This is a genomic window from Oceanobacillus caeni (genome assembly GCF_019037185.1).
Classification (GTDB): domain Bacteria; phylum Bacillota; class Bacilli; order Bacillales; family Amphibacillaceae; genus Oceanobacillus; species Oceanobacillus caeni.
The window spans coordinates 103,990-117,039 of sequence record NZ_JAHHXM010000003.1 but is presented as its reverse complement, the minus strand read 5'-3'; the positions used below and the strand labels follow the sequence as shown (position 1 = coordinate 117,039).

General features: G+C 33.9%; 16 protein-coding genes. 15 read left to right on the top strand and 1 reads right to left on the bottom strand.

Translation table 11 applies throughout. The annotated features are described in order from the left end of the window. The first annotated feature begins 65 nt into the window (after window positions 1-65). From KM885_RS03130 to KM885_RS03100, 7 genes are all read left to right on the top strand, one after another. A complete protein-coding gene (locus tag KM885_RS03130) occupies window positions 66-686 on the top strand; it encodes a stage V sporulation protein AA (RefSeq protein WP_165589205.1) in 621 nt (206 codons plus the stop codon). Then, complete coding sequence (locus KM885_RS03125; RefSeq protein WP_047183900.1) at window positions 664-1,095, top strand: stage V sporulation protein AB; 432 nt, start codon at window positions 664-666, stop codon at window positions 1,093-1,095. The genes KM885_RS03130 and KM885_RS03125 overlap by 23 nt, the downstream gene beginning before the upstream one ends. A 21-nt stretch (window positions 1,096-1,116) precedes the next feature. After that, window positions 1,117-2,598, top strand: a complete 1,482-nt coding sequence (locus tag KM885_RS03120) for a spore germination protein (protein ID WP_204798097.1) — start codon at window positions 1,117-1,119, stop codon at window positions 2,596-2,598. A gap of 83 nt (window positions 2,599-2,681) precedes the next feature. Beyond that, entirely contained in the window at window positions 2,682-3,989 is a 1,308-nt protein-coding gene (lysA, locus tag KM885_RS03115; RefSeq protein ID WP_204798098.1) for a diaminopimelate decarboxylase, read from the top strand. Window positions 3,990-4,056: 67 nt separating this feature from the next. Further along, window positions 4,057-4,494 carry a peptidylprolyl isomerase gene (locus KM885_RS03110; RefSeq protein WP_047184979.1) on the top strand — a complete coding sequence of 146 codons (438 nt, stop codon included), beginning with the start codon at window positions 4,057-4,059 and terminating at the stop codon, window positions 4,492-4,494. A 9-nt stretch (window positions 4,495-4,503) separates the two neighbouring features. Next, window positions 4,504-4,962 (top strand): M50 family metallopeptidase, encoded by a 459-nt coding sequence (locus KM885_RS03105; RefSeq protein WP_047184980.1) that lies wholly within the window; start codon window positions 4,504-4,506, stop codon window positions 4,960-4,962. A gap of 325 nt (window positions 4,963-5,287) precedes the next feature. Then, window positions 5,288-5,662 (top strand): GNAT family N-acetyltransferase, encoded by a 375-nt coding sequence (locus KM885_RS03100; protein WP_060668721.1) that lies wholly within the window; start codon window positions 5,288-5,290, stop codon window positions 5,660-5,662. Between the two features lie 152 nt (window positions 5,663-5,814). On the opposite strand, the gene KM885_RS03095 is transcribed toward KM885_RS03100, so the two are convergent. After that, window positions 5,815-5,898 (bottom strand): YjcZ family sporulation protein, encoded by an 84-nt coding sequence (locus KM885_RS03095; protein WP_060668722.1) that lies wholly within the window; start codon window positions 5,896-5,898, stop codon window positions 5,815-5,817. Window positions 5,899-6,042: 144 nt separating this feature from the next. Here KM885_RS03095 and KM885_RS03090 point away from each other — a divergent pair, with 144 nt between their 5' ends. The 8 genes from KM885_RS03090 (at window position 6,043) to resB (ending at window position 13,039) form a co-directional block, all read left to right on the top strand. Continuing rightward, complete coding sequence (locus KM885_RS03090; RefSeq protein ID WP_060668731.1) at window positions 6,043-6,780, top strand: segregation/condensation protein A; 738 nt, start codon at window positions 6,043-6,045, stop codon at window positions 6,778-6,780. A gap of 2 nt (window positions 6,781-6,782) precedes the next feature. Continuing rightward, complete coding sequence (gene scpB, locus KM885_RS03085; protein ID WP_047184982.1) at window positions 6,783-7,376, top strand: SMC-Scp complex subunit ScpB; 594 nt, start codon at window positions 6,783-6,785, stop codon at window positions 7,374-7,376. A 143-nt stretch (window positions 7,377-7,519) separates the two neighbouring features. Beyond that, window positions 7,520-8,647 (top strand): D-alanyl-D-alanine carboxypeptidase family protein, encoded by a 1,128-nt coding sequence (locus tag KM885_RS03080; RefSeq protein WP_047184983.1) that lies wholly within the window; start codon window positions 7,520-7,522, stop codon window positions 8,645-8,647. Window positions 8,648-8,653: 6 nt separating this feature from the next. After that, the gene (locus KM885_RS03075; protein ID WP_216883506.1) at window positions 8,654-9,241 is read left to right on the top strand and encodes a nucleoside recognition domain-containing protein; all 588 of its coding nucleotides are present in this window, start codon (window positions 8,654-8,656) and stop codon (window positions 9,239-9,241) included. Next, window positions 9,241-9,771: a spore maturation protein gene (locus KM885_RS03070; protein WP_060668725.1), complete on the top strand. Its 531-nt coding sequence runs from the start codon at window positions 9,241-9,243 to the stop codon at window positions 9,769-9,771. Before KM885_RS03075 ends, KM885_RS03070 begins: the two co-directional genes overlap by 1 nt. Window positions 9,772-9,847: 76 nt before the next feature. Further along, entirely contained in the window at window positions 9,848-10,585 is a 738-nt protein-coding gene (locus KM885_RS03065) for a pseudouridine synthase (protein ID WP_047184986.1), read from the top strand. 67 nt (window positions 10,586-10,652) lie between these two features. Further along, window positions 10,653-11,225 (top strand): thiol-disulfide oxidoreductase ResA, encoded by a 573-nt coding sequence (gene resA / locus KM885_RS03060; protein WP_204798100.1) that lies wholly within the window; start codon window positions 10,653-10,655, stop codon window positions 11,223-11,225. 164 nt (window positions 11,226-11,389) lie between these two features. Beyond that, window positions 11,390-13,039, top strand: coding sequence for a cytochrome c biogenesis protein ResB (resB, locus tag KM885_RS03055; RefSeq protein WP_216883505.1), 1,650 nt, complete (start codon window positions 11,390-11,392; stop codon window positions 13,037-13,039). Window positions 13,040-13,050 lie beyond the last annotated feature (11 nt).

Here is a 13,050-nt window from a genome sequence, read left to right as displayed (position 1 = left end):
CTGATAAAAAGTCTTTACTTGGTAATACTAAACGTACAGTTCATTTATTTAAGGATGGGATGACCTTGACGAACATTGTATATTTACGGATGAAAAAAAATGCCAACTTCCCTAACTTATGTGAAATTTTTTTAAAAGACATTGCTTATGTTTCAACAGCTGACACTTCATTAAAGAAGAAATTAGAAAATACACCAATTTATCGCCTAACGAAAAAGGATAAAAATTTAGTAGTAATCGATAGTTTTTTATTAATAGAACATTTAACTAAAAGTTATGAAGATGTAGAGATTCAACTTGTAGGACCAAATCAGAGCATTGTTAGAGTAATTTCGAGTAAAAAAACCAATTCTGTCTTCCTTGTAGCATGCGTGTGGCTTGTATTGTTTATTGGTACTGCGATGACAATTATGAACTTTCATTATGATGTTAGTATGCAGGAAGTGCAACAAAAGCTTCATCTATTATTAACTGGTGAAGAAAACGAATTTCCATTATGGATTCAAATACCTTATTCCATAGGATTAGGCTTAGGAACAATCCTTTTTTTTAATCACTGGTTTAATAAACGCTTTAATGAAGAACCAAGTCCACTAGAAGTTGAAATTTTTAACTATCAACAAGACCTTGATAATTATTTGAGTCATAAAGAAAATAGTTTAAATGTTAGAGAACCTTCTAATTAATTTTATTCAAGTCCTTATTGGTTTTAGTGGAGGTCTTGCTGTAGGTGGTGGATTTGTTGCTTTTATAACGGTATTAAAAATTATCCCAAGGTTATTACAACTAACAAAATCTTATAAGCTAATCAAATTTTACACCGCTTGTGTGGTTCTTGGTTTAATTATGGGATCATACTTATCTTTTGCCAATGTTAATCTAAATCAACCCGTACTCATTTTAGTGGTTTGGGGATTATTTCATGGGATCTTCAATGGAATGCTCGCCGCTGCACTGACAGAGGTATTAAATGTTTTTCCAGTTATAACAAGAAGAATACGCCTAGAAAATAGTCTGCTTATTCTACTCATGGCTATTATGTTTGGTAAGATAGTTGGTTCGTTATTTCAATGGACTATTTTGGTTAGGTTGTAATGAGAGTGGAGTGTTTAAACGATGAAGAAGAAAAATGATAAAATGCCCGTGTCGGCTAATATAATTCGCAACCAAGAATACATGGAAAAAAGAATAGGTATAAATGTCTCTTTCGACGTAGGTTTTCGAGAATTTATTATATTAAAAAAGAAAGTTCAACTTTATTATGTAAATGGATTGTGTGATACATCAACAATACAAGAACTTTTGGAAATTATGATTGGAATTAATGATGTTGAAAGTAATAAGAAAAAGTTACCTGAAATCATCGAGAATCGTTTAATCCATCAGCAAGTAGAAGCGGTAAATACGATGGATGAGGTAGTTGACCAAGTTTTATCGGGATTGGTTGCTTTTTTTGTAGATGGTGAAAAGCAAGCTTTTATCGTTGATGTTAGAACGTATCCGGGAAGGACACCAGAAGAACCAGACACTGAGAAAGTGATTCGCGGATCGAGGGACGGTTATACCGAAAATATTATCGAAAATACTGCTTTAACACGTAGAAGAATACGGGATGAACGATTACGTAATGAAATGCTAAAGGTTGGAGAACGTTCAAAAACTGATGTATGTATTAGCTATGTCCAAGATATAGCGGATGACGATTTAGTTGATTTAATTAAAGAAAAAGTGGAGTCTATTGAAGTTGATGGAATTGCAATGGCAGATAAGGCAGTTGATGAATTTTTTAGTGATAAAAAATGGAACCCTTATCCATTAGTAAGATATACAGAAAGACCTGATGTAGCTGTAAGCCATTTGCTTGAAGGACATGTTATTGTTATGGTAGACACATCCCCAAGTGTCATTATCATACCAACAACTTTTTTCCATCATATGCAGCATGCCGAAGAATATAGGCAGACCCCCTCTGTTGGTACGTTTATACGTCTTATACGTTATTTAGCTGTGTTTATGTCATTGTATCTTTTACCATTATGGTTGCTGTTTGTTTTAGACCCTACTTTATTGCCTAAAGAGCTGTCGTATATTGGACCAAATGAAGAAGGTAATATTCCAATATTAGTACAAATCATTTTAGCAGAATTAGGAATCGAATTTTTAAGAATGGCTGCGATTCATACGCCAACACCATTAGCAACTTCTATGGGGTTAATTGCGGCAGTATTAATTGGTCAAATCGCAATAGATGTAGGAATGCTCAGCGCAGAAGTTATTCTTTACGTGTCAATAAGTGCGATAGGTACTTATGTTACATCTAGCTATGAGCTTAGTATTGCGAATAAGCTGGCAGGTTTATTTTTAATTTTAGGAGCAGGTTTCTTTGGTGTGAAAGGTTTTGTTATTGCATTCTTGATTCATATAATGTATTTGATAAACTTGCAATCACTAAAAACACCTTACCTATGGCCTTTCCTTCCTTTCAATGCAAAGGCAATGTTTAATATTATCTTTAGGATTCCGGTTCCTTATTCTAATAAGAGACCAAGAATTGTACATCCGAAGAATACTTATAGACAACCAATGAAAAAGGGCTAACCATGTCGTTAGCTCTTTCGTTTTTTGTCTATGTGTGTTAAAGTATTTTTATATTTTTACGTATAATCGGGGGAATAAAAATTATGATTACGGAGTACCATCCTTTTCCTATAAATAAAAATGGTCACCTTGAAATAGGTGGTATGGATACAGTCGAATTAGCAGAAAAATATGGAACACCCCTTTATGTTTACGATGTCTCCATGATAAGAAAAAATGCAAGATCATTTGTGGAAACCTTCGAAAGACTAGGAGTACAAGCGAAAGTTGCATATGCAAGTAAGGCATTTTCTTCTATAGCAATGCTGCAAGTAGCAAAGCAAGAAAACCTATGTCTTGATGTAGTTTCAGAGGGAGAACTTTACACAGCTTTACTAGCTGATTTTCCAGTAGAGAAAATACATTTGCACGGAAATAATAAAAGCTTAGACGAAATTACGATGGCGATCAAACATGATATCGGCTGTATTGTAATCGATAATTTCTATGATATAGAATTAATTGAACAAGTAACAAAAGTATACGGTAAAAAAGTTAATGTATTAATCCGAGTTACACCAGGGGTTGAATCTCATACGCATGAATACATCATGACAGGTAATGAAGATTCAAAGTTTGGATTTGACTTACAAAATGGTCAAGCAGAAGAAGCTTTCCAAAAATTATTAAATCACGAAACCATTCATTTTAGAGGACTTCATTGTCATATAGGTTCTCAAATATTCGAAACAGATGGATTTAAGGTTGCAGTAGATCTATTATTTGAAGAACTAGGTAAGTGGAAAGAGCGTTATAACTATACACCTGAAGTTTTAAATTTAGGTGGGGGGTTTGGGATTAGATACACGAAGGAAGATCAGCCTTTACCCTATAATATTTATGTTGAAGAGTTAATCAAGTCAGTTAGAAACCAAGTAAATTTATTGAATATATCAATGCCAGAGATTTGGATTGAACCTGGTAGAGCAATCGTTGGGAATACTGGTATTACATTATATACAATTGGTTCTATGAAAAATATTCCTGATATTCGTAAATATGTATCAGTTAACGGTGGGATGACAGATAATATTAGACCCGCATTATACCAAGCAAAATATGATGCAGTAATTGCTAATAAAGCAAATCAACCGGTAACAGAAGAAGTGTCTATCGCCGGTAAAGCTTGTGAATCGGGGGATATGTTAATTTGGGACCTATCTGTACCTAATGTAGAACATGGTGATATATTAGCTGTTTTTTCAACAGGTGCATATAACTACTCGATGGCAAGTCATTATAATAGAATTCCTAATGCAGCAGTCGTCTTCGTAGAGAATGGCGTAGATAAATTGGTAGTAAAACGCGAAACGATGGAAGATGTTGTGAGAAATGATTTATCCTACCTATAACGTGGGATGACTATCAATTATATTAGTGATAGAATAGACATGATTAACAGAAAAAGGAGATTGTAAAATGGCTAAAAAAGGATATATTTTAATGGAAAACGGAAATAAAATTGAATTCGATTTATTTCCAGAAGAGGCACCTGGAACAGTAGCGAACTTTGAAAAACTTGCTAACGAAAACTTTTATGATGGTTTAACTTTCCACCGTGTCATTCCTGGTTTCGTAAGTCAAGGTGGTTGTCCAATTGGTAATGGAACTGGAAATGCTGGCTATACAATTAAATGTGAGACAGATAATAACCCCCATAAACACGAAGAAGGTTCACTATCGATGGCGCATGCGGGAAGAGACACTGGAAGTTGCCAATTCTTTATAGTACACGAACCCCAACCACATTTAGATGGCGTTCATACTGTATTTGGAAAAGTTACTTCTGGAATCGAACACGCTAAAGCAATGAAAAATGGAGATGTCATGAAAGAAGTTAAAGTTTATTCTGAGTAAGTTATTGTGATGAATTTAATCCAGATAATATTCATTTTAGTATTAATTATTGCACCTTTAAGTACGTTTTTTCATGAATTTGGCCATGCTATTGCGGCAAGAACGCTCAAAGCTAATGAGATTACGTTAAAAATGGGTAAAGGGAAAAGATTAGTAGCAATAACACTACTGGATTTAAACATCGAAATCCATTCTCTCTTTTTTATAGGTGGGCACACAATAAGTAAACGATATCCATACTATAAAAAGAGGGAATTAATTTACATTTCATTATTGGGTCCACTTTCAAATGGGATTATTGCGTTATTATTATATTTTTATTTGAGTTATGAAGTAAATTTATACATAGAGTTAAGCTTTTGGTTTAATATTTGGTTGTTTACTATGAATATAATCCCGATACACATGAATAATAAGTACACAGATGGGTATATTGTGTATAAATTAATATCTGAAGGGCAAAAATAGATAGATACTAATTCTTTTTTACTTCTTAGGTTCATTTGACAAAATGCATATTTAATGCAATAAATATATATATACTTTTCAATAGTCAATTATGGCTTTAAGAAAAATAACTCTATTAGAGGATGTTCAAAACGCTCTATTAGTGCGTGTTCAACAGGAGGATGGAAAGGACCGAGGTCAGCTAAATGCGCAACGTCCTATTACTACGCTTCTCCTACATAGGGGGGATACCGACGTTAGCTGCAAAGGTTGTCTGTACGTCGCAGTATCTTTCTCACCGATCTTTTTGAACAACCTTTATTAGTCTTTATTAAGAGGGGTCTTTATGTTAATTCGTTTTAAAAAGAATATGGAAAAAATTGCCATGGGATTATTGTCATTTATGCCAGATGTAAAAAATGATGTGAAAAAATTACAGAATACAATTAAAGAATATGAGTCCAATCCTGATTGGAATCTTTATTTATGGAAAGAGGACGATGATGTCTTAGGTGCAGCTGGTGTTCGGTTAGAAAATAATTGCATTATTATCCAACATGTTTCCGTTAATCCGTCCCATCGGAATCTAGGGATAGGGAAGAAAATGATAAATGAACTAATTAAACTTTATGACGGAGAACATAAAGTTTTACCTAGTGATGACGTCCAAGAGTTCTATCTTAAATGTAAAGATAATCATATTCAAAATGAAGAACAATAAAAGCCAGCCCATCACTGAGGGCTGGCTTAAAACTTGGCGGATAGAATAATATAAATATTTCTGCTTAATGTCTAGCTCCAGCACCCAGCGACTAGCGAGACTTCCTTCACCGTACTTTGCTAAACGGGCGCTTACGCTTTTCTTAATATATTTTAGAACCAAGCGGCACCAACAATGATTAGAAGAATAAACAATACAACGATTAACGCGAATCCTCCGCTATATCCATGACTCATAAACAAATTCCTCCTTTTTTCTTCTTCAACAAATGTTTTATAAACATTTGTCTTACATTAATAACTTATGTTGGTATTTACCATGTTGTATGGGCGAATAGCACGAAAACTTAAAATTGCAACTAAAGAGAGGTAAGAAATATGGTGAACCAAGCCTACGAAGTAAAGTTAGATGTCTTTGAAGGACCACTAGATTTATTGCTACATTTAATAAATAAATATGAGATAGATATCTATGACATCCCGATGGCTGAAATCACAAAACAATATTTGGATTATATACATACGATGAAATATTTAGAGTTAAATATTGCAAGTGAGTATTTAGTGATGGCCTCGACTCTTGTTGCAATTAAAAGTCAAATGTTATTACCAAAACAGGAAATAGTTGATGAAACGGATGAATACGTAGAAGACCCGAGAGAAGAATTAATGAATCGGTTAATTGAATATCGGAAATATAAACAAGCAGCGGAAAAATTAAAAGAAAGAGAAGAAGAAGCCATTCATACGTATACAAGGCCACCTGTTGTATTTGACGAACTAATACAGGATAAAACAACAGTTTCTAAAGGGAATGTATCGGTATATGACATGATCAATGCGTTAGGTAAAATGTTTCAAAGAAAGAAATGGGATCAACCACTTGATACGAAGGTTAGTAGAGCGGAGATTCCAATTGAAAAGCGAATGAAGGATGTATTAAAAATGGTTAAAAAATCTCATCATGGTGTTGCTTTTGATCAATTATTTCCATATCCTTCTAAAACGCACATTGTTATTACTTTCATTGCTATATTAGAATTAATGAAAGTTCATGAGGTTTATTGTAAACAAAAACAACATTTTGATACGTTATATGTATTTTCTATGGAGGAATAATTTTGGAAGTTACAGAATGGAAGGCTGTTGTTGAAGGTTTAATTTTTGCAAGTGGTGATGACGGAATAACAGTCAAACAATTGAAGAATATTTTAAATATCACGGATGAAATGATTGCCCACTTAATTGAAGAATTGAAATACGATTATGAACGAATAGATCGAGGTATCATGATGATGGAATCAAAGGGTGTACTTCATCTTACCACGAAACCTGAGCATAGTGAATTTTATAAAAAGTTGTTGGAAACACCAAATTCCAATCGAATGTCTCAAGCAGCACTTGAAACTTTAGCAATCATTGCCTATAGACAACCAATTACAAAAGCTGAAATTGAAGAATTACGTGGAGTTAAGAGTGATCGTCCGCTTCAATCCCTTGTAGCGAAATCGTTAATTGAAGAAATCGGAAGAAAAGATAGTGTTGGTAGACCTATCTTGTATGGAACAAGTAAAGATTTCCTTACTTATTTCGGTTTAACTTCACTAGAGGAGTTACCCTCTCTTCCGGATGAAGTTTCCGATTCGAGTGAAGTGAATCAAGAAGCGGATTTATTTTTTGAACATTTTAATGAAGAACTGAATAAGAATGAATGATGAATCCATACATTAAATTTTAATGTATGGATTTTTTGGTAGGTAGGATTTATCACATTAACATTAAATAAGAAAATTGCTCATATCACTTCATTTGATGCATAAAATGTATGGATACCATACACGTGGGAGGACAACCAAAAATGAAAATAAAGATTTTATTACTAACCGTAATATTCTTTGCTGCTAATTTGCTAATCTCTACAAATGGACAAGCAGCTTCTGCCGCACCGGGTGTATCAGCAAATAATGCTGTATTAATAGAACAATCAACTGGACGAGTATTATTCGAAAAAGATGCACATTCCCAAGAATCCATCGCCAGTATTACTAAAATTATGACGGCAATTATTGCAATTGAATCGGGAAAAATGAAAGAAAAAGTGACTGTAAGTAGAGAAGCAATTTATACAGAGGGGTCCTCTATTTATTTAGAACAAGGTGAAAAAATGACGCTAGAGGATTTAGTTTATGGGTTAATGCTTCGGTCTGGTAATGATGCCGCGGTGGCAATTGCCGAGCATGTTGGAGGTAGTTTAGATGGATTTGTCTACCTCATGAATGAAAAGGCAAAATGGTTAGGAATGGAAAATACTCATTTCGATAACCCACATGGTCTTGATTCAGATAATCATTATTCTAGTGCATATGATATGGCGATATTAACGCAATATGCGATGAATAATGAGAAGTATAGAGAAATATCAGGCACTACTTCTTATAAATCAGATGGAAGAACATACAGTTGGATAAACAAAAATAAATTGTTAACTCAGTATTATGAATATTGTACAGGTGGAAAAACCGGTTTTACAAAGAAAACGGGAAGGACGCTTGTTTCAACAGCTAGTAAAGACGGTATGGATTTAATTGCCGTCACGTTAAATGCACCTGATGACTGGAAAGATCATATGTCCTTATATGAATGGGGTTTTGAAAACTTTGATATGAAAACATTAACAGACAAAGGAGAAGTAAAATTTAATTTAATAGACTTAAATAAAAGTCAAATAGGATTTTTACGAGATAAAATTCATTATCCGTTATCCGACGATGAAGAGGATATCGTAACATTTAAGAATTATATTTTAAAAGATGTTGATACATCATCAGGAGATAACATAATCGGAAAAAAAGTATTCTACTTAAATGATAAAGAAATTACAGAAACACCAATATATGCGGTTGAAGACTCTGTTTCATCAGATGCAAATAAGAAATCATTCATGTCAGAAATCCTCTCATTTTATAAAAAAGTAACAGGGATGTAGATATATATGGTTAATTTAATATGGGCATTTATGGCAATAGTTGGTATTATTTATGCGATGTTTAATGGAACGATGGAAGAAGTCAACAAAGCTCTATTTGAAAGCGCGGATGAAGCTGTAAAACTATCTATTGGGTTAATTAGTATTCTAGTGTTTTGGTTAGGGATTATGAAAATAGCAGAGGAAGCAGGTATATTAAGAGTGCTTGCAAAACTGTTACGTCCGATTGTAGTAAAAATATTTCCAGAGATTCCGAAAGATCATCCAGCAATGGGGTACATTTTATCCAATTTTACAGCGAATATATTTGGTCTAGGAAATGCAGCCACACCACTTGGAATAAAAGCGATGGAAGAGATGAAAAAGTTAAGCGGAACAGATACTGCATCTCGTTCCATGATCACATTTTTAGCTATAAACACTGCAGGCTTAACTTTAATCCCATCAACAGTAATCGCCATTCGGATGCAATACAACTCCAGCTCACCTACTGAAATTGTTGGTACTACTATTATTGCTTCCGCCGCTGCATTAACTAGTGCATTATTATTGGACCGTTTCTTTTATTACAGAAGCCTTAGGAGGAAGGAATGATGGGAATTGTCACTACTATAAGCACTTGGCTTATTCCTTGCTTTTTATTATTAGTCCTAGGAGTTGCACAGTGGAAAAAGCTTCCATCATACGAATTATTCGTTGAAGGAGGAAAGGAAGGTGTTCAATTAGCATTTTCTTTACTTCCTTTTTTAGTTGGAATGTTGGTCGCCATCTCTATTTTAAGGAGTTCCGGGGCCTTGGATGCATCTATTGGTTTAATTGCTCCCATACTAACTGCAATAGGAATTCCCCCGGATATTGTCCCATTAGCACTTGTTAGACCCATTTCCGGAAATGCAGCCTTGGGGGTTACTTCCGAATTAATTGCAACACATGGACCTGATTCTTTTATCGGCAGACTTGCGTCAACTATGCAAGGAAGTACAGACACCACTTTGTACATATTAACTGTATATTTTGGTGCGGTAGGGATTAAAAAGATGAGATATGCTGTAAAAGTTGGACTCTTAGCGGATTTAGTTGGTATAATTGCATCAATCATAATTGTTACCCTTATATTTGGGTAATGCTAAAAAGTAGCGTTAACATGATGTTAACGCTATTATTATTTATGAAAATAATAATAATAAGAATGGTGATATAATGACAAACAACTTGGAAAGACTTCAAAAAGTTATAGCTCAAAGTGGAGTAACTTCTAGAAGAAAAGCAGAACAATTAATTTTAGACGGAAAGGTAAAAGTAAACGGAGAAGTGGTAACAGTTTTAGGTACGAAAGTGTCTAACCATGACAAGGTAGAAGTGGAAGGGATTCCGCTCGAAAAAGAGTTGCCAGTTTATTTTCTTATGTATAAACCACGTGGAGTTATCTCTAGTGTTAAAGATGATAAAGGAAGAAAGGTAATTACAGATTTACTTAGTGAAGAAGTAGAGGAACGTGTATTTCCAATAGGAAGGCTAGATTATGATACTTCGGGAATTATCTTACTGACAAACGATGGTGATTTTGCTAACTTACTTATGCATCCAAGACATCAAATTGATAAGGTATATGTAGCTAAAGTAAAAGGAATACTTAAAAAAGCTGATTTAATGCAACTTAAAAAAGGGGTAAAATCCGAAAAAGATTTACTTAAGGCTGTAGATTATAGAATTGTATCAACAGATAAAAAGGCAGAAACTACGGTTATTGAACTAACGCTTCATGAAGGGAAAAATAGGCATGTAAGAAGAATGATGGAAGGGTTAGGTTTCCCTGTAGTTAAATTAAAGAGAGAAAGATATGGTTTTTTAAATTTAGATGGTTTAAAACGTGGTGAATACCGTCCATTAACTCCTAAAGAGGTTAAACAAATGTATAACTTGGCAAATCAAAATTAAAATGTTGAATTATTGACAAATTTCATCTTCTTAAAAAATGTTATACTCGCATAAGGAGTGATTGAAATTGAGTTTGGAAAATAAAAAAGAGTCAAAGAAAACTAAAAAAAGAAATCGATTAATTTTTCGATCTATCATTTTAGTAGTCTTAATTGGAGCCACTATTTTTGCTATTGTTTCTAATTCTAAAGCAGATAATTCTATTTATCGTGCTGGGGATACCGCTCCAGACTTCCAATTGAAACAGGTAAGTCATAATAATAATTTAGAAAGCGTTCAATTAAGTGATTTAAAGGGAAAAGGGGTAATGCTGAACTTTTGGGGAACTTGGTGTAAGCCATGTGAAGCTGAAATGCCTTATATGGAAACTTTATACCCGGAGTATCATGATAAAGGAATCGAGATTCTCGCGGTTAGTTTAGATAATACGGAATTGGTAATTAACCGCTTTATTGATAAACATGATTTAACGTTCCCAGTATTACACGATACAACTGGTGAAATTAGAGATCTATACAAAGTTGGACCGATTCCAAGTACATTTTTTATTGGTCCAGATGGCAAAATTAAAGAAGTTGTAAATGGAGCACTAACATTAGAAAAGTTAGAGCGATCATTGCAAAATATTTTACCAGAATAAATTACCACGTCTTAACTGGTCGTAACCACCTATTTAAAACTAGAATTATAAGTGGCGGTGGATAGCCAGAAGAGCCCTGATTAGTTCAATTCATATTAAGATGGAAGAAAACTCTACTGAATATGTTGAACTTTACATTATCGATAAAACGTGAGGGATCAATAATGAAACAAATTAAATGTGATTGTGGTCATGTTAATCCATTAGGTACCGTACTTTGTGAATCCTGTGGAAAGCCTATAGAGGAAAACCAACATATTGATGGTAATGAAGGAAAAAAACTATTAAATATGCGTTATGATGGAACAGCAAGGCGATCCAAAACGTATACTAAATCCGTTGTGGATCGAATTTGGAGTTTCTTTTCTTCTGTTAAAGTAGGGGTATGGTTAATTGTCTTAGCTTTAATTGCTTCTATGATTGGTACCATTTTCCCGCAAGAAATGTACATACCTGCAAATACACCAAATCGTGATCCAGCTGTATTCTACGAAAGTCAATACGGTGTGTTGGGTCTTATATACTATCAACTAGGCTTACATAATTTATACTCATCGTGGTGGTATTTGTTACTTATTGCTTTAATTGGGGTATCATTAGTTATTTGTAGTTTAGATAGATTTGTACCACTTTTTAGAGCATTAAGACATCAAAATCCAAAAAAACATCAATCTTTTTTAAGTAGACAACGGTTATATAGCGAAACTGAATCAGCCACTGATGAAGAATTGGAAACGGTAAAAAAACAATTAAAGAAACGTCGTTATAATATTAAAGAGAAAGATGGTTATCTTTTAGCAGAAAAAGGGCGATTCTCTAGGTGGGGGCCATATGTCAACCATATTGGCTTAATCATTATCCTTATAGCAGCTATTTTACGTTCGACCCCATTATTTTTTATGAATGAATATGTTTGGGTACGTGAAGGGGAAACAGAGGTTTTACCTGGTACAAATGGAGAGTATTATGTTGAAAATAAAGACTTTATTTTTGAGACACATGATGAAAATGATGAAAGATTTAAGGACGCTTTAAGTAAAGAAGGAATGGTTGCTAGCAATTATCAAACAGATGTAGTCGTGTATAAAGCAAATCGATCTATTCCCGGTGAAGAACCAGAACTAGAGCCAGTCGTAGAGGATTCCATTCAAATGAATAAACCTTTGAGTTTCGACGGATATGATTTAATTCAATCAGGGTATCAACTAAATGAATTTTCTTCGATGACATTTAAAATACATGAAACATCGGATGCAGACGAGAAATCATTAGGGTCTTTTACAGTTGATTTAAGAAATCCTCAACCTGAATTTGATCTTGGTAATGGCTTTAAAGTTGTTTTGGATCAATTTTATCCAGACTATTATTTAGATGATAATGGGATACCAGCTTCTGAAACCAATTTTCCACGAAATCCTGCTTTTGTATTTTCCGTTTACAGTGAGGATAGTGAAAAACCTGAGGTAAGTTTTGTTGGAATTGGAAGAAATATAGATGGAACAGGGGAAAATAAATATAAGCTAGGTATCGAGGATTTTGAGATGCACGATGTTAGTGGTCTAACATTCAAGTACGATCGATCCTTACCGTTTTTTGGTATTGGTGCAGTTATTTTTATGATTGGTGTCATTCAAGGTATGTATTGGCAACATAGAAGAATATGGATCCATAAGAGAAAAGATGGTTCATTGGTAATGGCAGCCCATACAAATAAAAATTGGTTTGGCTTAAAGAAAGATATAGAAACTGTAACCGAAAATACAAATATTAAAATGGTTGAAGATCAGCAAGAACTTGGCGAAAAAGATAATTAATCTTTCTCGCA